Source organism: Shigella sp. SIG3, assembly GCF_053555855.1.
This window is the reverse complement of the sequence record NZ_JBQZXE010000072.1, coordinates 1-19,789: the sequence shown is the minus strand read 5'-3', so window position 1 is coordinate 19,789 and position 19,789 is coordinate 1. Positions and strand designations below refer to the sequence as shown.

Genomic DNA, 19,789 nt, shown 5'->3' with positions numbered 1-19,789 from the left:
GTGCGCCGATTGATGGCATTGTCGCAAACCGCAGCGCCCATACAGGCAGTTGGGTGGAAGGCGGCACATCGTTAGTTTCACTAGTACCAGTCAGTGAGTTGTGGGTTGATGCAAATTATAAAGAAAACCAAATAGCGGGAATGAAGCCAGGAATGAAGGCTGAGATCCGTGCTGATATTCTCAAAGGGGAAGTGTTTCACGGTCACATTGAAAGCCTTTCCCCAGCGACAGGAGCCAGTTTCAGCTTGATTCCGATAGAAAATGCCACTGGCAATTTCACCAAAATTGTTCAGCGTGTCCCGGTACGGATTGCATTTGACGACGCAAAGGAATTAAAGCAACTTCTTCGCCCGGGACTGTCCGTCACCGTCAGTGTTGATGAGAGATGATGTCTATGCGTAAACATATTGCTTTCGCCAGTATGTGTATGGGATTATTTATTGCTCAGCTTGATATTCAAATTGTATCGTCATCCCTAAATGAAATAGGTGGTGGTCTGTCCGCAGGTAAAGACGAAATGGCCTGGCTTCAGACCAGCTATTTAATTGCTGAGATTATTGTTATTCCGCTCTCTGGGTGGCTGTCACGGGTATTTTCCACTCGTTGGCTTTTTACTCTATCCGCGGGAATATTTACTTTAATGAGTATCGCGTGTGGACTTGCATGGAATATTCAGATCATGATTTTGTTTCGTGCTTTACAGGGAGCTGCTGGCGCATCCATGATCCCTTTAGTTTTCACGACGGCGTTTATTTATTACCAGGGTAAAGAGTTGGGGTTGGCTGCTGCGGTAGTCAGTGCGCTGGCCTCACTGTCACCGACGCTAGGGCCAACTCTGGGGGGCTGGCTCACTGATAACCTCGACTGGCGATGGCTATTTTATATCAATATATTACCTGGCATATATTTAGTTTTGAGTATTCCTTTTCTGGTTAATTTTGATAAACCTGATCTCTCTTTACTGAAAGTTGCTGATTATCCGAGTATTATCCTGTTGGCCATGACTCTGGGATGTCTGGAATATACCCTTGAAGAAGGAGCGCGCTGGGGATGGCTGGATGATAATACTATTTTGCTGACATCAGTTCTGGCATTGGTGAGTTTTATTTTATTTGCTGCGCGTACACTTACAATATCCAATCCGATAATGGATCTTCATGCTTTTAAGGATAAAAATTTCACTCTGGGATGTTTTTTTTCTTTTTCTGGAGGGGTTGGGATATTCTCTACTGTATATTTAATACCTGTGTTTTTGGGGCAGATTCGCGGATTAAATGCCGAAGAGATAGGTTTTGCCGTTTGCACAACAGGTATTTTCCAGTTATTTTCTGTTCCCTTTTACTTCTGGTTAAGTAAAAAAATAAATCTGCGATGGCTGTTGATGGCGGGGCTGGGCGGATTTGTGTTTTCAATGTATCTTTTTACCCCTATAACCCACGAATGGGGATGGCAGGAATTACTGTTTCCACAGGCAATTAGAGGGATTTTGCAGCAGTTTGCGATGGCCCCCATCGTAACATTAACGCTGGGGGGAATTCCAAAAGAACGGCTGAAGTTAGCCTCTGGTGTATTTAATTTAACACGTAATCTTGGGGGCGCGATTGGTATTGCCCTGTGTGGCTCTATTCTCAATAATCGAACTAATTTTCATTTTTCGAGAATGGGTGAAAAAATGGTTTCTGTTCCCCATACGGTGAATGACTTCATTTCCAGAAGTGCTTTATTTTTTAATCGCAGTAGAAGTGACCAGACATCGGAAATACTGGCTTCAACCAAATTATTGAGTCAATTGATGCTGAGGGAGGCGCAAACTATGGCATTTTCGGTACCTTTCTGCTAATCAGTGGTCTGTTATTTATCGCATTTTTGTTGGTTCCTGCTATGAATAAATCATCCTGATCGGAGCCTGTGCTGAATTAAACTCGGGCTAAACTGTTCGATACTGCTAACAGGCTAGTATAAAATGCCCCGCCTGCGCAGATACTCACAGGTATGAAGTAGAGTATTGTTTCAATCTGTGAAGGGAACGATGCAGTAAGTATGAACAATTAACCCGTCTGAATCACGACGTGTGAAGGTGCATAGGAGGTTACATGAACCTTGACGACAAATCGCTGTTTCTTGACGCCATGGAAGATGTCCAGCCGCTGAAACGTGCTACAGATGTCCACTGGCATCCAACGCGTAACCAACGTGCGCCGCAGCGTATCGACACGCTGCAGCTTGATAATTTCCTCACTACCGGATTTCTCGACATCATCCCGCTAAGTCAGCCGCTGGAGTTTCGGCAGGAAGGGTTGCAGCATGGGGTGCTGGATAAGCTGCGCAGTGGTAAATATCCGCAACAGGCGAGCCTGAATCTTTTGCGCCAGCCGGTGGAAGAGTGCCGCAAAATGGTGTTCAGTTTCATTCAACAAGCCCTGGCGGATGGTTTGCGTAATGTGCTGATTATTCATGGTAAAGGGCGGGAAGATAAATCACATGCCAATATTGTCCGCAGCTATGTGGCGCGCTGGCTGACCGAATTTGATGATGTTCAGGCATATTGCACCGCGCTACCGCATCATGGCGGCAGCGGGGCGTGTTACGTCGCACTACGTAAAACGGCGCAGGCGAAGCAAGAAAACTGGGAGCGCCACGCTAAGCGCAGTCGTTGATCTCGAGACGCATCCGCGGCTTATGCCGCCAGCACGCGGTTGCGTCCATCATTTTTCGCCCGATACAAAGCATCATCAACGCGTTTAAACAGTTCATCGATGCTTTCATTTCCTTCGTGATGCGCCACACCAATGCTGACGGTAAAGCGTGGTAAGCCCGAAATACTCACTTTTGCCACGCTTACGCGGATAGTTTCAGCCAGCGAAAGCGCGGTATCCAGTGGGGTTCTTGGTAGCAATAAGACAAACTCTTCGCCTCCCCAACGAAACACCAAATCGCCTTTGCGAGCGCAACTTTCGAGGGGGCGGGCGAGGGCGCATAACACCTCATCACCTTTAGAATGCCCATAGAGATCGTTAATGTGTTTAAAACGATCGGTGTCGATGAGCAACAAGCTGTAATCCTGAGCGATGGCGAGATGCTGCATTTGGCCTGGTTCCGTAATGTGATAAAACTGTCGCCGATTCAGTAATCCGGTCATCGCGTCATGGTGAGCAGCATGTTCCAGCTGCTCCTCCAGCCGTTTTTGCTCAGTAATATCATGCACAATACATAACATGAGCTTGTCGCCATAAATTTCAATCGGTCCGGCATAGGTCTGCACATGACGAGTAGAACCATCCGCCAGTTTATGAACAAAATTCAAAGGGTTATGACCGCCGGGTAAATGCGAAATTTCATGCATGATAGGCATGACGCGACGCCCAAGCATATTTATTTCCTAGGTATGTTTCTGGCACATCGTTTCATGGTTATAACCATAGAAATTGAGCGCGGCGAGGTTAGCATCGACGATTTGTCCATCTCGTGACGGGTCAATCAACAACATTGGTGCAGAGTTAGTCAGAAAAAAGCGCGCATAAAAACCTTGTTTTTTGCGCTGATAATTTGCCGAGCGACTGGCTTTTAAACCCAGCGTTGCCGGCGCTTCGATACCTTCGAAAATAATCACCGGTTCTGTTTCTGTCAGCTCTCGCAAAACAAGCCGACAGCTTAATGCTGTTTCCTCTTCTTTACGCTGAACAGTGAGGATTTCGATAATATCGTGTTGGTTTTGCAGATCGGAGAGGTATTTCGGCAGTTCTTTTTGTGAGGAGACGGAATAGGGTCCGGTTCGTAGCTGACTAAACGTGAGGTCTTGCATCAACAGTCGCGCCGCGCTATTGGCATAAATTAACTGTTCCTCAAAGGGCGAAACAATCCAGACAGGACTGGTGAGTAAGTCCAGGGTATTGAAGTTGTGCGTAATCATTGAGATCCCGTTATTTTTATCAATTTTTGTTGCTATCCGATCGCAAAAAAGCCACGTCATATGATCAGATAATTCTGATAATGATAGACGCTATTTAACACTTCACACGGTTTGTATACGGAAAAGCATTTTGCTTTTTGTATTCAATTTAGACAGAATTTTATTAATCATTTCAGGGTAATGGGGTGATGAGATGTTGCGTAACAGGGCCAGAAGGCTAGACTACAAAATAATGCGTTGATGATGGAGGCACTGTGGAAGCGATTAAGGGATCGGACGTTAATGTCCCGGATGCAGTATTTGCCTGGATGCTGGATGGTAGAGGCGGCGTTAAACCGCTGGAAAATACAGATGTGATTGATGAAGCGCATCCCTGCTGGCTCCACCTTAATTATGTACACCATGATAGCGCCCAATGGCTGGCGACAACACCGCTGCTTCCCAATAACGTACGTGATGCGCTGGCGGGCGAGAGCACACGGCCCCGAGTCAGCCGTTTCGGTGAAGGCACGCTGATTACATTGCGCTGTATAAACGGCAGCACCGATGAACGCCCCGATCAACTGGTCGCCATGCGTGTATATATGGACGGGCGGTTAATTGTTTCGACCCGACAACGCAAAGTGCTGGCGCTGGACGATGTGGTGAGCGATCTGGAAGAGGGCACGGGTCCGACCGATTGCGGGGGATGGCTGGTGGATGTGTGCGATGCGTTGACCGATCATTCCAGTGAATTTATCGAGCAGCTGCACGATAAAATTATCGACCTTGAAGATAATCTCCTTGATCAGCAAATTCCACCGCGTGGATTCCTGGCTCTGCTGCGCAAACAATTAATTGTGATGCGTCGCTATATGGCACCGCAACGTGATGTTTATGCTCGTCTTGCCAGTGAACGTTTGCCGTGGATGAGCGATGACCAACGCCGTCGGATGCAGGATATTGCCGATCGCCTTGGGCGCGGCCTTGACGAAATCGACGCCTGTATAGCACGGACTGGCGTGATGGCGGATGAAATCGCTCAGGTGATGCAGGAAAATTTAGCTCGTCGTACCTATACAATGTCGTTGATGGCAATGGTCTTTTTACCCAGTACCTTTCTGACCGGGTTATTTGGCGTCAACCTTGGTGGGATCCCTGGCGGCGGGTGGCAATTCGGATTTTCAATTTTTTGTATTCTGTTAGTTGTTCTTATTGGTGGTGTTGCTTTATGGTTGCACCGTAGTAAATGGTTGTAACAAAAGCAATTTTTTCGGCTGTCTGTATACAAAAACGCCGCAAAGTTTGAGCGAAGTCAATAAACTCTCTACCCATTCAGGGCAATATCTCCCTTGCAGGTGAATGCAACGTCAAGCGATGGGCGTTGCGCTCCATATTGTCTTACTTCCTTTTTTGAATTACTGCATAGCACAATTGATTCGTACGACGCCGACTTTGATGAGTCGGCTTTTTTTTGCCTGTTATTTATCAGCGTCTACCCTTTAAGAGTCCACCCAATGACCGGAGGGAAATATGACGACACTTATTTATTTGCAAATTCCTGTCCCTGAACCGATTCCTGGCGATCCTGTTCCAGTGCCCGATCCGATCCCTCGCCCGCAACCCATGCCTGACCCACCACCCGATGAAGAACCGATTAAATTGTCGCATCGTGAGCGTAGATCTGCGAGGATACGCGCCTGCTAACTTTGCGTCGATGACCACGAGAATAGATTGTGACCGCTTTTTCTACCCTGAATGTTTTGCCTCCCGCCCAACTCACGAACCTTAATGAGTTGGGTTATTTAACCATGACGCCGGTGCAGGCCGCCGCGCTTCCGGCGATCCTTGCAGGAAAAGATGTTCGCGTGCAGGCGAAAACCGGCAGCGGCAAAACGGCGGCTTTTGGCCTCGGCTTGTTACAGCAAATTGATGCGTCGCTATTTCAAACCCTGGCTTTAGTGCTGTGTCCTACGCGTGAACTGGCGGATCAGGTGGCAGGTGAATTGCGTCGGCTGGCGCGTTTTCTGCCAAATACCAAAATTTTGACGTTGTGCGGTGGTCAACCGTTCGGTATGCAGCGTGATTCGTTGCAACATGCGCCGCATATTATCGTGGCAACGCCGGGTCGTTTGCTGGATCACTTGCAAAAAGGCACGGTATCACTGGATGCGCTGAATACTTTGGTGATGGATGAGGCCGACCGCATGCTGGATATGGGATTTAGCGATGCCATTGATGATGTCATCCGTTTTGCGCCTGCATCTCGACAGACGCTTCTGTTTTCGGCAACCTGGCCGGAAGCCATCGCCGCAATCAGCGGACGAGTGCAACGCGATCCTTTGGCGATTGAAATTGACTCAACAGATGCTTTGCCACCCATTGAACAACAATTTTATGAGACATCCAGTAAAGGCAAAATTCCTCTGTTGCAACGGTTATTAAGCTTGCATCAGCCATCCTCTTGTGTGGTGTTTTGCAATACCAAAAAAGATTGCCAGGCTGTCTGCGACGCGCTGAATGAAGTAGAGCAAAGTGCATTGTCGTTACACGGCGATCTGGAGCAACGCGATCAGACCCTGGTACGTTTTGCTAACGGTAGCGCCCGTGTACTGGTTGCGACTGATGTTGCTGCGCGTGGTCTGGATATTAAATCGCTTGAGCTGGTGGTGAACTTTGAGCTGGCGTGGGACCCTGAAGTTCATGTACATCGCATCGGTCGTACAGCTCGTGCAGGAAATAGCGGTCTGGCGATCAGTTTCTGTGCTCCGGAAGAAGCACAGCGGGCCAATATCATTTCTGACATGTTGCAGATAAAACTTAACTGGCAAACGCCGCCAGCTAATAGTTCCATTGTGACGCTGGAAGCAGAAATGGCAACGTTGTGTATCGATGGCGGGAAAAAAGCCAAAATGCGCCCGGGTGATGTATTAGGTGCACTGACAGGAGATATCGGGCTTGATGGCGCAGATATTGGCAAAATCGCCGTGCATCCGGCGCATGTCTATGTCGCGGTCCGTCAGGCTGTTGCTCATAAAGCATGGAAACAGTTACAGGGCGGGAAGATTAAAGGAAAAACGTGCCGGGTGCGGTTATTAAAATAATGAAATGTTGAATTGCCGGGTGCAAGAGTAAACATCTTATTCGGGATTGCCGGATGCGACGCTGGCCGCGTCTTATCCGGCCTCCATAAGAGTAGCCCGATACGCTTGCGCATCGGGCGCTATCCTGGTTATTTCACTTCAACCACATTCAGCCGTAACTCATCCAACTGATTTTCATCTTCTTCTGGCTGCCAGCCCGCCGGTTGTAGTGGGATCTCTTCGCGATCAAACGCCAGATCACCCCCGTTAACCACTTCAGAACCGTGGGTAATGCCTTTGAAATCGAACAGGTTGGTATCGCACAGATGCGACGGCACCACATTCTGCATCGCGCTGAACATCGTCTCGATACGCCCTGGATAACGTTTATCCCAGTCACGCAACATGTCAGCAATCACCTGACGTTGCAGGTTAGGCTGTGAACCGCACAGGTTGCACGGAATAATCGGGAACGCTTTTGCATCGGCAAATCGCTGAATATCTTTCTCGCGGCAGTAGGCCAGTGGACGAATAACGATATGTTTGCCATCATCGCTCATCAGTTTCGGAGGCATACCTTTCATCTTGCCGCCGTAGAACATATTTAAGAACAACGTTTGCAGGATATCGTCACGATGGTGACCCAACGCGATCTTCGTCGTCCCCAGTTCCGTTGCGGTGCGATAAAGGATACCGCGACGTAGCCGAGAACACAGTGAGCAAGTGGTTTTGCCCTCTGGAATCTTCTCTTTCACGATACCGTAAGTGTTCTCTTCAACAATCTTGTACTCAACGCCCAGCTTTTCAAGATACTCGGGCAGAACGTGTTCCGGGAAGCCCGGTTGCTTTTGATCGAGGTTAACAGCCACCAGCGAAAAATTGATTGGCGCGCTTTGCTGCAAATTGCGCAGAATCTCCAGCATGGTATAGCTGTCTTTACCCCCGGAGAGGCAAACCATGATGCGATCGCCTTCTTCAATCATATTGAAGTCAGCAATGGCTTCGCCCACGTTACGACGCAGACGTTTTTGTAATTTGTTCAGGTTGTATTGTTCTTTCTTACTAATTTCTTGATTTTGCGACATTTAAAAGCGACTCAATTCGTTATATGGCATCAGAAGAGTATGCGTCATGCCGGAACGCTCAGCATAAGAAATCTGATATAAAAACTGTGGCGTGTATGGTACGGATTAGAGGGGAAAATGTCAGCACATTTGCGAAATGAATCAAAAAGCCCGCAGCAATGTGCGGGCGTTAGTGTCAGCGCACAACCAGCACGGAGCACTCTGCGTGACGCACTACAGCTGCGGCGTTGGAACCGAGCAGATAAGTGGTGATATCCGGTCGATGGGAAGCAATGATGATCATATGAGCGGGGATCTTCTTCGCCAATTCCAGAATGCGGTCTTTGGGCGAGCCTTCCTCAACATGGACATGCACTCTGTCGGTTGGCAGTTTAAATTTTTTAATGATCTCTTCCAGTTGCGATTTGGCTTCCGCTTTCAGGTCATCCATTGCCGGTAATTCTGCGGAATACGCTAAACCCAGAGAGGCATAGTAGGGCAGTGAAGGTATTACCGTCAGGAAATGAACCTCTGCATCATCAATCTTTGCCTCTGCCTCAACGTGGCTAATCACGCGTTGAGTTAATTCTGAATCTGAAATATCGATAGGGACAAGAATCGTTCTGTTCATAAAACCTCCTGTTTTAGTATCCGCATAAAGTGTAACGCCAGATGACACTTTTTGTGTAATGACGGAGTTCACATTTTTAATTTAGATCAAAGGAGGAAGAATAAGCAGAAAAAGCCCGCCATAACAGCGGGCAGGAGGATTTAGAACTGATAAACCAGACCTAAAGCGACAATATCATCGGTAGAGATGCCGTTGGCAGCGTAGAAACTGTCATCTTCATCCAACAGGTTGATTTTATAGTCAACATAGGTGGACATGTTTTTATTGAAATAGTAAGTCGCGCCAACATCGGCGTATTTAACCAGATCTTTATCATCAACACCTGCCGGGTTGTCTGCACCACCAGCAGCGTGAAGGTCACGGCCTTTAGACATCAGGAAAGAGACTGCCGGACGCAGACCAAAATCAAACTGGTACTAGTAACTTCAAAGTTCTGGGTTTTGTTCGCAACTGCATAATCGCTGTCGCCAAACGGGGTCATATTACGCGTTTCTGAATACATGGTTGCTAGGTAAATATTGTTAGCATCGTATTTTAGCCCAGCAGTCCACGCGTCTGCTTTATCACCACCCGCCGCAGTATGGTTAACCTGGTCATTGGTGCGGTCAGAAGAGGTGTATGCCGCACCAGCGCTAAAGCCCATGCCTAAATCATATGTTGTGGAAAGACCCCAGCCGTCACCGTTTTCATGACGAACATCGCGTTCGTTATTGGTGCCTTCCTGACCATTACTGGCTCCTTCGTTGTTACCTTGATACTGCACCGCGAAGTTCAGACCATTTACCAGACCGAAGAAATCAGTATTACGATAAGTCGCGACGCCATTGGCTCGACCAGTCATAAAGTTGTCTGCATTGGTATAAGAGTCACCGCCAAATTTAGGCAGCATATCGGTCCAGCCTTCGATGTCGTACATTACGCCATAATTACGTCCGTAATCGAAAGAACCGTAATCTGCAAATTTCAGTCCGGCAAATGCCAGACGGGTCCATGACTGGTTTTTTGAAGATTCAGTGTTGTTTGCCTGAATATTGTATTCCCATTGACCGTAGCCAGTAAGTTGATCGTTAATTTGGGTTTCGCCTTTAAAACCCAGACGCGCATAGCTCTGGTCGCCATCTTTCGCTGAATTATCAGAAAAATAATGCAGGCCATCAACTTTGCCATACAGATCTAATTTGTTGCCGTCTTTATTATAAACTTCGGCTGCATGTGCAGCACCTGCGGCGAGCAGGGCAGGGATTAAAAGTGCCAGTACTTTTCTTTTCATTGAATAAATCCTTTAGTTATTTTATTTGCCTTTTATCCCCATTTCGGGGAGTGAAAACATCCTAAAGGAGAAGTTCAGTTTGCCGATAAATATCATTTGTTACGCCTTAAGTAAAACCTTAATCAAATAATTCCTCTGAAATGATAATAAGTCTGGTGAATGTATCGAAGATAATACATACAAAATAAAAATTATACTTTTAATTTTCTATACGTTATTCTGCGCGGGTTATATGCCTTTATTGTCACAGATTTTATTTTCTGTTGGGCCATTGCATTGCCACTGATTTTCCAACATATAAAAAGACAAGCCCGAACAGTCGTCCGGGCTTTTTTTTTAGAATTGGATAATCCTTATCCAGAGCATTTAATCGGTGTTGCTTTTTTCCGCTTTTCCGGCCATTTGTGCTAGGAAGTCATAGCGTTTTTGCAAATCAGCTGCAGCATCTTTCCATAACTGTTCTGCCACTTCTGGCTGCTGCGAATTCAGACGACGGAAACGCTGCTCGTGAAGTAACGTTTCTTCCAGTGCTTCTGACGGCGGGCGTGAATCCAGCGCCAGCGGCAGTTTGCCTTCATCGGCACGACGCGGATCAAAGCGATATAGCGGCCAGAAGCCGGTAGCAGTGAGTTGGCGCATCTGGTCGTGGCTGAGAGCCAGATCGTAACCATGCTCTTCACACGGGCTATAAGCAATGATCAGCGATGGTCCCGGATACGCTTCCGCTTCCTGAATCGCTTTCACCGTCTGGTTCAGCTGCGCGCCGAGAGAAATCTGCGCCACATAAACATGACCGTACATCATCATACTGACGCCAAGATCTTTACGCGCTTTACGTTTGCCGTGCTCGCCGAACTTAGTTACTGCACCCAGCGGTGTCGCTTTCGACGCCTGACCACCGGTGTTGGAATAGCATTGCGTATCCAGCACCAGAATGTTGACGTTTTCCGTCAAACTCAATACATGATCCAGACCGCCAAAGCCGATATCGTAAGCCCAGCCGTCGCCACCAATCAGCCAGATTGATTTTTCCACCAGTGCATCTGCGTCACGCAGCAGTTCATGTGCTTCGGCAACATCGTTGAGTTGCTGGCGTAAAGCTGCGACCTGTTCTCGACGAACCTCTGGCGTAGCGTCTGATTTCAACGCCGTCAGTAATTCCGCCGGGATTTTATCGGCAAATTGATCCAGCAGACGCAGCACGCGGACACGGTGTTGATCGACCGTCAGGCGGAAACCAAGGCCAAATTCGGCATTATCTTCAAATAGAGAGTTCGCCCATGCCGGCCCACGACCGTTGGCATCGGTGGTATACGGTGTAGAGGGCAGGTTACCGCCATAAATTGAAGAACAGCCGGTGGCGTTAGCGATCAACATCCGGTCACCATAGAGCTGAGTCAGCAATTTAATATACGGCGTCTCGCCACAACCGGGGCAAGCACCTGAATATTCAAACAGCGGTGTAATCAGCTGCGATGTACGAATATCAATACGTTCCAGTTTGCTACGGTCGATTTCTGGCAGGTTGAGGAAGAAATCGTAATTGATTTTCTCTTCTTCGACATGTTCCTGGCGAGACATCATATTGATGGCTTTAATCTCTGGATTCTGACGGTCTTTCGCCGGGCAAACTTCGACGCACAGGTTACAACCGGTGCAATCTTCCGGTGCCACCTGCAAGACATATTTCTGCCCGCGCATATCACGCGATTTCACATCTAGCGAATGCAGGCTGGCAGGGGCGTTTTCCATCGCTTCAGGCGGTACCACTTTTGCGCGAATAGCTGAGTGTGGGCAAGCGGCGACGCAGTGGTTACATTGGGTACAGAGTTCCTCTTTCCAGATGGGGATCTCTTCGGCGATATTGCGTTTTTCCCAGCGAGTGGTGCCCATCGGCCAGGTGCCGTCTGGCGGCAGCGCCGAAACGGGGAGGGCATCACCAAGCCCGGCGAGCATCGCCGCGGTTACGGTTTTCACGAAATCAGGGGCGGCATCGGAAACCACTGGCGGTCGATTGGCGCTGTGCGGATTTACCGGTTGCAACGGAACTTCTTCTACGGATTCACGCGCCAGCGCCAGAGCCTGCCAGTTGCGCTCCACCAGATCCTGACCTTTGCTACTGTAACTTTTGGCAATCGCACCCTGCAATTCTGCGAGGGCGCTATCGCCAGGCAGAATTTGCGTCAGATGGAAAAAAGCCATCTGCATGACGGTATTAATACGGGCCGCCAGGCCACATTCGCGGGCGATTTTCGCCGCGTTAATCACATAGAAGCGCGCTTTTTTCTGGTTTAACACGGCCTGAACTTCCTGCGGCAAGCGCGACCACACTTCATCTGCGCTGTACGGCGTATTAAGCAGGAAAATGCCGCTAGGTTTTAAACGCTCAGCCATCTGATATTTATCGATAAACTGCAACTGGTGGCAGCCAACAAAATCAGCCTGGGAAATGAGATAAGCGGAACGAATCGGCTGTTCGCTCACGCGAAGGTGAGAAACCGTCAGGCCGCCCGCTTTTTTGGAGTCGTAAACAAAATAGCCCTGTGCGTACCACGGCGTGGAATTACCGATAATCTTGATATTGTTTTTGGTTGCGGAAACGCTGCCATCACTACCAAGGCCATAAAACAAGGCTTCAAGTTTCGCCGAGTTTGGCAGAGTGTTTTCCGGCAACGGCAGTGACAGATTGGTCACATCATCGTAAATACCAACCGTAAAGCGTGCTTTAGGTTTAGCCGCGTTGAGCTCGGCAAATACCGCCAGTACACAGTCCGGGCCAAATTCTTTGGATGAAAGACCATAGCGCCCACCAATGACACGGGGCAGGGTTTCGCGCTCACCATTATTAAAGGCTCCTGCCAGTGCGGTCATCACATCCAGATAGAGCGGTTCTGCCTGGGCACCGGGTTCTTTGGTTCTGTCCAGTACCGCCACGCTGCGTACGGATCCCGGCAGAGCTTGCAGCAAGTGTTTGGCGGAGAAGGGACGGTACAGACGAACTTTCAGCACGCCAACTTTTTCGCCACGGGTTAGCAATTCATCAACCACTTCTTCACAGGTGCCAATGGCAGAGCCCATCAGGATAATCACCCGTTCCGCTTGCGGATGCCCGTAATACTCAAACGGCTGATACTGACGACCTGTCGCGGCAGCGAAATCATTCATCGCCTGTTCAACATGGTCATAGACCGCGTTGTACCAGGGGTTGGTGGCTTCGCGAGACTGGAAATAAGTGTCAGGATTGGCGGACGTACCGCGGATCACCGGATGTTCCGGGTTGAGCGCCCGGGCGCGATGAGCATCAATTTCGGCCTGCGGCATGAGATCAAGAATAGTGTCATCGGCCAGCGGGACAATTTTATTGATTTCGTGGGACGTGCGAAAACCATCAAAGAAATGAATAAATGGCACGCGGCTCTTCAGCGTTGCGATGTGTGAAATGAGAGCAAAGTCTTGCGCTTCCTGGACGTTAGCCGCACACAACATCGCGCAACCCGTCTGGCGCACCGCCATAACGTCGGAATGATCGCCAAAAATAGAAAGTGCATGTGTGGCAACGGTACGTGCCGCTACATGCAGGACAAATGGCGTCAGTTCGCCTGCCAGTTTGTACAGCGTCGGGATCATCAGCAGCAAACCCTGCGATGACGTAAACGATGTTGAAAGGGCACCCGTCTGCAAAGCGCCATGCACGGTAGCGATAGCACCCGCTTCCGACTGCATTTCAACCACGCGTGGTGTGTCTCCCCAAACGTTCTTCAAGCCGTTTCCGGCCCAGGCATCAGCCTGTTCTGCCATCGTGGAACTGGGGGTAATAGGGTAGATGGCGATAACTTCACTGGTGCGAAACGCCACCGAAGCAACCGCGCCATTACCGTCAATAGTAATCATATGACACCCTTACATTGCGCAAATGAGGGGCGCACGAAATTGCTGCGCGCCCAGTAGTAATCCTTCAATTTTAGCAAATGGCTTTCTTCTGCATTTTCGCTTTTGTGTCCCCCACATCAGAGTAATGAATGTTTTGATCAAACAGAGGGCAAAAAAATAGCCATAAAAAAGTAAAAATGCGGGGCAACGCGCAGGACAGCTCTCGACGCCGCCCTCTGTGCTGCCTATTATTTATGGCGGTGTCGTTTGGCTTGAAGATCAGAGGAAGAAGAGATGCGAGCAGCGTTTTGGGTAGGGTGTGCCGCTTTATTGTTGTCGGCGTGTAGTAGTGAGCCTGTTCAGCAGGCGACTGCGGCGCACGTAGCGCCAAGTTTAAAAGCGTCGATGTCCAGTAGTGGAGAAGCAAATTGTGCAATGATCGGCGGTTCGCTTTCTGTTGCCCGTCAACTGGATGGTACGGCGATTGGGATGTGTGCATTACCCAACGGCAAACGCTGTAGCGAACAGTCACTTGCCGCCGGGAGCTGTGGCAGCTATTAATTCATTAAATCCGCCAGCTTATAAGTTAATGTCTGTTTCGCGGTCGCCAGCGTTAACTGGTTCGCGGTCAGATCCACTTGTGCACCTTCTTTCAGCATTTCGCTAATGGTGTTATCGAGTTCATTAAGCTGCGGGTTAGCGCACATCATACGGGTCATTGCCAGCCCTTTGGCTGTCAGTTCACCATTAGACAGTTTGCCTTCACCGCTAAAGCGGTTACACATGCTGCCGGAAATCATCATTTTTTCACCAAAGCTGATTTCTGGCGTAACAGCAATTTTGTCATTACTTACACATCCCGCCATCAGCAGGCTTAGCGCAACAAACGCGGCTACTTTCTTCATTGTGGTTCTCAATTACAGTTTCTGACTCAGGACTATTTTAAGAATAGAGAATGAAAGGTCATTGGGGATTATCTGAATCAGCTCCCCTGGATTGCAGGGGAGCGGCAAGATTAAACCAGTTCGTTCGGGCAGGTTTCACCTTTTTCCAGATTGCTTAAGTTTTGCAGCGTAGTCTGAGAAATACTGGTCAGAGCTTCTGCTGTCAGGAATGCCTGGTGCCCGGTAAACAGCACGTTGTGGCAGGCAGACAGGCGACGGAATACGTCATCCTGGATCACGTCGTTGGATTTATCTTCAAAGAACAGATCGCGTTCGTTCTCATAGACGTCCATACCCAACGAACCAATTTTCTGATTTTTCAGCGCTTCAATTGCCGCCTGAGAATCAATCAATGCACCGCGACTGGTATTGACGATCATCACGCCATTTTTCATCTGATCGAAGGCGGCTTCGTTCAACAGATGGTAGTTTTCCGGTGTCAGCGGGCAGTGCAGAGAGATAACGTCTGATTCAGAGAACAGGGTTGGCAGATCGACATACTCCACACCGAGTTCCAGCGCCGCTGCACTTGGATACGGATCGAACGCCAGCAGACGCATACCAAAACCTTTCAGAATGCGCAGCATCGCCACACCGATTTTACCGGTACCGATAACGCCTGCCGTTTTGCCATACATAGTAAAGCCGGTCAGACCTTCCAGAGAGAAGTTAGCGTCACGGGTACGCTGATACGCGCGGTGAATACGGCGGTTCAGCGTCATCATCATACCGATGGCGTGTTCAGCAACGGCCTCTGGATCATAGGCTGGAACACGGACTACTTTCAGCCCCAGTTCTTTTGCCGCATCAAGGTCGACGTTATTGAAACCGGCACAGCGCAGGGCGATATATTTAACGCCGTGCTTTTTCAGCTCTTCCAGCACCGGGCGGCTGCCGTCATCGTTTACGAAAATACATACCGCTTCGCAGCCATTGGCAGTTTTAGCGGTTTTTTCCGTCAGCAGAAAGTCAAAAAATTCCAGCTCAAAGCCAAAGGACTCGTTCACCTGTTGCAGGTACTTCTTGTCGTACTGTTTTGTGCTATAAACGGCGAGTTTCATAAGACTTTCTCCAGTGATGTTGAATCACATTTAAGCTGCTAAAAATATTTTACAAAATTTCAAATATAATTGAAAGCCATGGCGATATTGAAAAATTCATCAACAACTATGCTTAGTGTAGGCGCAACCTTCAACTGAACGGTTAAACATGCCACAATACCCGTATTGAATGCTTAATTTTTCGCGAAATCAGGATATTAACTACCCATGCTGGGTAAATATAAAGCCGTTCTCGCGCTGTTATTACTGATTATTCTTGTGCCGTTGACGCTGCTGATGACGCTCGGGCTGTGGGTTCCCACGCTGGCGGACATCTGGCTACCGCTCGGGACACGTATTGCATTAGATGAAAGCCCACGCATTACGCGTAAAGGTTTAATCATTCCCGATCTCCGTTATCTGGTGGGAGATTGTCAGCTTGCGCATATCACCAACGCCAGCCTTTCACATCCCAGCCGCTGGTTATTGAACGTCGGCACGGTAGAACTTGATTCTGCTTGTCTGGCGAAATTGCCGCAGACGGAGCAATCGCCAGCTGCTCCAAAAACCCTCGCGCAGTGGCAGTCCATGCTGCCTAACACCTGGATCAATATCGATAAACTGATTTTTTCTCCCTGGCAGGAATGGCAGGGAAAACTCTCTCTCGCATTAACCTCTGATATCCAGCAACTGCGTTATCAGGGCGAAAAAGTTAAATTTCAAGGCCAGCTGAAAGGGCAACAACTTACAGTCAGCGAACTGGATGTCGTCGCGTTTGAAAATCAGCCGCCGGTTAAACTGGTGGGGGAATTTACTATGCCGCTCGTGCCGGATGGACTTCCTGTAAGTGGGCATGCTACTGCGACGTTAAACTTGCCGCAGGAACCGTCACTGGTGGATGCCGAGCTGGACTGGCAGGAAAATAGCGGGCAATTGATCGTGCTGGCACGGGATAACGGCGATCCGTTGCTCGATTTGCCGTGGCAAATTACTCGTCAACAATTGACCGTAAGCGATGGTCGCTGGAGCTGGCTGTATGCAGGTTTTCCTTTGAGTGGCCGACTGGGTGTCAAAGTTGACAACTGGCAGGCAGGGCTTGAGAACGCTCTGGTCAGCGGACGACTGAGTGTGCTGACCCAGGGGCAAGCGGGTAAGGGCAACGCGGTGCTTAATTTTGGCCCAGGAAAATTAAGCATGGATAACAGTCAACTGCCTCTGCAGCTGACCGGTGAAGCGAAACAGGCGGACCTCATTTTATATGCCCGTTTACCTGCGCAGCTAAGTGGAAGTCTGTCTGACCCAACGCTGACCTTTGAGCCAGGCGCGTTACTTCGTTCAAAGGGAAGAGTCATCGATTCGCTGGACATCGATGAAATCCGCTGGCCTTTAGCGGGTGTAAAAGTCACCCAACGTGGTGTTGACGGACGTTTGCAGGCCATTTTGCAGGCGCATGAAAATGAACTGGGCGATTTCGTGCTGCATATGGATGGGCTGGCGAATGATTTTCTCCCTGACGCTGGCCGCTGGCAGTGGCGCTACTGGGGAAAAGGGAGTTTTACACCGATGAATGCCACCTGGGATGTCGCAGGAAAAGGTGAGTGGCATGACAGCACGATTACGCTGACCGATCTCTCCACCGGTTTCGACCAGTTACAATACGGTACGATGACGGTAGAAAAGCCGCGATTAATTCTCGACAAGCCCGTCGTCTGGGTACGTGACGCACAGCATCCCTCCTTCAGCGGCGCGCTGTCACTGGACGCCGGGCAAACGCTGTTCACTGGCGGCAGTGTGTTACCGCCATCAACCTTAAAATTTAGCGTCGATGGGCGCGATCCGACCTATTTCCTCTTTAAAGGCGATTTACATGTTGGTGAGATTGGCCCGGTTCGGGTAAATGGTCGCTGGGACGGTATTCGTCTGCGCGGTAACGCCTGGTGGCCAAAACAATCACTGACTGTATTCCAGCCGCTGGTGCCACCCGACTGGAAGATGAACTTACGCGATGGTGAACTGTATGCTCAGGTTGCATTTTCTGCTGCGCCTGAACAAGGATTCCGCGCGGGAGGGCACGGCGTGTTGAAAGGCGGTAGTGCCTGGATGCCAGATAATCAGGTTAACGGTGTCGATTTTGTCCTGCCTTTCCGTTTTGCCGATGGAGCCTGGCATCTGGGGACTCGCGGCCCCGTTACGTTGCGAATTGCCGAAGTGATTAATCTGGTGACAGCGAAAAATATTACGGCTGATTTGCAAGGGCGTTATCCGTGGACTGAAGAAGAACCCTTGCTGTTGACTGATGTTAGCGTCGATGTGTTAGGCGGTAACGTGCTGATGAAACAATTACGTATGCCGCAACATGACCCGGCGCTGTTGCGGCTGAATAATCTCTCATCCAGCGAACTGGTTAGCGCCGTCAATCCGAAACAATTCGCCATGTCCGGGGCATTTAGTGGTGCATTGCCGTTATGGCTAAACAACGAAAAATGGATAGTGAAAGATGGTTGGCTGGCAAATAGCGGGCCAATGACCTTGCGGCTGGATAAAGATACCGCAGATGCGGTGGTGAAAGACAATATGACTGCGGGTTCAGCAATTAACTGGTTGCGCTATATGGAAATTAGCCGGTCATCGACAAAAATTAACTTAGATAATCTCGGTTTATTAACCATGCAGGCCAACATTACAGGTACCAGTCGCGTTGATGGTAAAAGCGGTACGGTAAACCTTAATTACCATCATGAAGAGAATATTTTTACGCTGTGGCGCAGTTTACGCTTTGGCGATAATCTCCAGGCATGGTTGGAGCAGAACGCACGTCTGCCGGGAAATGACTGTCCGCAAGGAAAAGAGTGTGAGGAAAAACAATGAAAATTTTACTGGCTGCGTTGACGTCATCTTTTATGCTGGTTGGCTGTACGCCTCGCATTGAAGTCGCTGCACCTAAGGAACCGATCACTATCAATATGAACGTTAAAATTGAGCATGAGATCATCATCAAGGCAGACAAAGATGTCGAAGAGCTGCTTGAAACTCGTAGCGATCTTTTCTGAGGCGATGATGAAGAAAACATTACTTCTTTGTGCGTTTCTTGTTGGGCTGGTAAGCAGCAATGTAATGGCATTGACTCTGGATGAAGCCAGAACTCAGGGGCGGGTAGGTGAAACATTTTATGGTTATCTGGTTGCGCTGAAAACGGATGCTGAAACAGAGAAATTAGTAACCGAAATTAATGCCGAACGTAAAGCGAGTTACCAACAACGGGCAAAGCAAAATAATGTGTCTGTAGATGATATCGCGAAACTCGCCGGGCAAAAGCTCGTAGCTCGGGCCAAACCGGGGGAATATGTACAAGGGATAAACGGTAAATGGGTGCGAAAGTTTTAATAGCAAAACCGCAATATCGGGATAACGCTACAGGAGAAAGCGATTGATCTATTTTCCTGAAACAAGGTGAATATTCAAAAACTCCTGTCAAATTGCCTTTCGCCCTGAAAAATGCATAGTCAAATATCTGTTTTAACTAATTGGCGTTGCAGTACATGCAACGCCAATTAGTTAGCGGAATTTACGGCGATACTCGCCTGGCGTCATCCCAAAGCGTTGCTTAAATACCGTTGAGAAATGACTCTGGTCAGAAAATCCCCAATGAAAGCCGATGCCTGCCAGTTTTTCATCATCTGCGGCATGGCGAATCGCATCTGCACAAAAATCGAGACGACGGTTACGAATATATTGCGCGACTACCAAACCTTATATCGGCAAACATTCGGTACAAACTACGTACTGACATACCTGTCTCTCCGGCTATCCACTCCGGGCGTAATATCTCTTCGCGAATATTATCGTCTATCAACGTAACCACTTTTTGAAACTGACGTTCACGGCGAGGTTGGACAGATTCCCGCTGATGAAGTACTGGGCGAAGCAGACACACCATCGCCTGTAGCGCAGCTTCACTTTCTGTTTCAGAAAGTGCCGGATTATTCATGCTCTCCTGT

General features: G+C 48.9%; 16 protein-coding genes and 3 pseudogenes. 11 read left to right on the top strand and 8 right to left on the bottom strand.

The window, feature by feature from the left end; all coding sequences use genetic code 11:
* The 3 genes from ACUU1I_RS13475 to smrA form a co-directional block, all read left to right on the top strand.
* A partial coding sequence (locus tag ACUU1I_RS13475; RefSeq protein ID WP_146756030.1) for an HlyD family secretion protein occupies nucleotides 1-389 on the top strand: 389 nt, incomplete at its 5' end.
* On the top strand, nucleotides 386-1,840 hold the full coding sequence (locus tag ACUU1I_RS13470) for a DHA2 family efflux MFS transporter permease subunit (RefSeq protein WP_161550594.1): 1,455 nt from the start codon (nucleotides 386-388) through the stop codon (nucleotides 1,838-1,840). The genes ACUU1I_RS13475 and ACUU1I_RS13470, both read left to right, overlap by 4 nt.
* A 253-nt stretch (nucleotides 1,841-2,093) precedes the next feature.
* Nucleotides 2,094-2,657, top strand: a complete 564-nt coding sequence (gene smrA / locus ACUU1I_RS13465) for a DNA endonuclease SmrA (RefSeq protein ID WP_001046816.1) — start codon at nucleotides 2,094-2,096, stop codon at nucleotides 2,655-2,657.
* 20 nt (nucleotides 2,658-2,677) lie between these two features.
* On the opposite strand, the pseudogene dgcM reads toward smrA, so the two are convergent.
* Nucleotides 2,678-3,910, bottom strand: a pseudogene (gene dgcM / locus ACUU1I_RS13460) (diguanylate cyclase DgcM).
* Between the two features lie 193 nt (nucleotides 3,911-4,103).
* Here dgcM and ydaN point away from each other — a divergent pair.
* The 4 genes from ydaN (at nucleotide 4,104) to dbpA (ending at nucleotide 6,993) form a co-directional block, all read left to right on the top strand.
* The gene (gene ydaN / locus ACUU1I_RS13455; RefSeq protein ID WP_211180494.1) at nucleotides 4,104-4,151 is read left to right on the top strand and encodes a protein YnaN; all 48 of its coding nucleotides are present in this window, start codon (nucleotides 4,104-4,106) and stop codon (nucleotides 4,149-4,151) included.
* Between the two features lie 13 nt (nucleotides 4,152-4,164).
* Nucleotides 4,165-5,148 carry a zinc transporter ZntB gene (zntB, locus tag ACUU1I_RS13450; protein WP_000387377.1) on the top strand — a complete coding sequence of 328 codons (984 nt, stop codon included), beginning with the start codon at nucleotides 4,165-4,167 and terminating at the stop codon, nucleotides 5,146-5,148.
* Nucleotides 5,149-5,422: 274 nt separating this feature from the next.
* The gene (gene ynaL / locus ACUU1I_RS13445) at nucleotides 5,423-5,596 is read left to right on the top strand and encodes a proline-rich small protein YnaL (protein ID WP_001296046.1); all 174 of its coding nucleotides are present in this window, start codon (nucleotides 5,423-5,425) and stop codon (nucleotides 5,594-5,596) included.
* Between the two features lie 29 nt (nucleotides 5,597-5,625).
* Complete coding sequence (dbpA, locus tag ACUU1I_RS13440; protein WP_000123714.1) at nucleotides 5,626-6,993, top strand: ATP-dependent RNA helicase DbpA; 1,368 nt, start codon at nucleotides 5,626-5,628, stop codon at nucleotides 6,991-6,993.
* A 128-nt stretch (nucleotides 6,994-7,121) separates the two neighbouring features.
* Here dbpA and ttcA read toward each other — a convergent pair whose 3' ends face one another.
* The 4 genes and pseudogenes from ttcA to nifJ form a co-directional block, all read right to left on the bottom strand.
* Nucleotides 7,122-8,057 (bottom strand): tRNA 2-thiocytidine(32) synthetase TtcA, encoded by a 936-nt coding sequence (gene ttcA / locus ACUU1I_RS13435; protein ID WP_000081423.1) that lies wholly within the window; start codon nucleotides 8,055-8,057, stop codon nucleotides 7,122-7,124.
* A gap of 175 nt (nucleotides 8,058-8,232) precedes the next feature.
* Nucleotides 8,233-8,667 carry a universal stress protein UspF gene (gene uspF, locus ACUU1I_RS13430; protein WP_001295593.1) on the bottom strand — a complete coding sequence of 145 codons (435 nt, stop codon included), beginning with the start codon at nucleotides 8,665-8,667 and terminating at the stop codon, nucleotides 8,233-8,235.
* Nucleotides 8,668-8,807: 140 nt separating this feature from the next.
* Nucleotides 8,808-9,937: pseudogene (ompN, locus tag ACUU1I_RS13425) on the bottom strand (porin OmpN).
* A gap of 366 nt (nucleotides 9,938-10,303) precedes the next feature.
* Nucleotides 10,304-13,828, bottom strand: a complete 3,525-nt coding sequence (gene nifJ, locus ACUU1I_RS13420; RefSeq protein WP_000628186.1) for a pyruvate:ferredoxin (flavodoxin) oxidoreductase — start codon at nucleotides 13,826-13,828, stop codon at nucleotides 10,304-10,306.
* 273 nt (nucleotides 13,829-14,101) lie between these two features.
* Between nifJ and ACUU1I_RS13415 the strand changes: the two genes are divergently transcribed.
* The gene (locus ACUU1I_RS13415; RefSeq protein WP_014532269.1) at nucleotides 14,102-14,368 is read left to right on the top strand and encodes a putative hemolysin; all 267 of its coding nucleotides are present in this window, start codon (nucleotides 14,102-14,104) and stop codon (nucleotides 14,366-14,368) included.
* On the opposite strand, the gene hslJ is transcribed toward ACUU1I_RS13415, so the two are convergent.
* The gene (gene hslJ / locus ACUU1I_RS13410) at nucleotides 14,365-14,712 is read right to left on the bottom strand and encodes a heat shock protein HslJ (protein WP_000754615.1); all 348 of its coding nucleotides are present in this window, start codon (nucleotides 14,710-14,712) and stop codon (nucleotides 14,365-14,367) included. The two genes, ACUU1I_RS13415 and hslJ, sit on opposite strands and share 4 nt — an antisense overlap.
* A gap of 110 nt (nucleotides 14,713-14,822) precedes the next feature.
* A complete protein-coding gene (gene ldhA / locus ACUU1I_RS13405) occupies nucleotides 14,823-15,812 on the bottom strand; it encodes a D-lactate dehydrogenase (RefSeq protein WP_000762229.1) in 990 nt (329 codons plus the stop codon).
* Between the two features lie 207 nt (nucleotides 15,813-16,019).
* On the opposite strand from ldhA, the gene ACUU1I_RS13400 reads away from it, so the two are divergent.
* From ACUU1I_RS13400 to ACUU1I_RS13390, 3 genes are read left to right on the top strand one after another with little or no spacing between them, the layout of a single operon-like run.
* Nucleotides 16,020-18,659: a YdbH family protein gene (locus tag ACUU1I_RS13400; protein WP_000900896.1), complete on the top strand. Its 2,640-nt coding sequence runs from the start codon at nucleotides 16,020-16,022 to the stop codon at nucleotides 18,657-18,659.
* Nucleotides 18,656-18,841 (top strand): YnbE family lipoprotein, encoded by a 186-nt coding sequence (locus ACUU1I_RS13395; RefSeq protein ID WP_000698145.1) that lies wholly within the window; start codon nucleotides 18,656-18,658, stop codon nucleotides 18,839-18,841. Before ACUU1I_RS13400 ends, ACUU1I_RS13395 begins: the two co-directional genes overlap by 4 nt.
* A 4-nt stretch (nucleotides 18,842-18,845) precedes the next feature.
* Nucleotides 18,846-19,175 carry a YdbL family protein gene (locus ACUU1I_RS13390; RefSeq protein ID WP_011069403.1) on the top strand — a complete coding sequence of 110 codons (330 nt, stop codon included), beginning with the start codon at nucleotides 18,846-18,848 and terminating at the stop codon, nucleotides 19,173-19,175.
* 171 nt (nucleotides 19,176-19,346) lie between these two features.
* Here ACUU1I_RS13390 and feaR read toward each other — a convergent pair.
* A pseudogene (gene feaR, locus ACUU1I_RS13385) lies at nucleotides 19,347-19,789 on the bottom strand (transcriptional regulator FeaR); the annotation flags it as partial.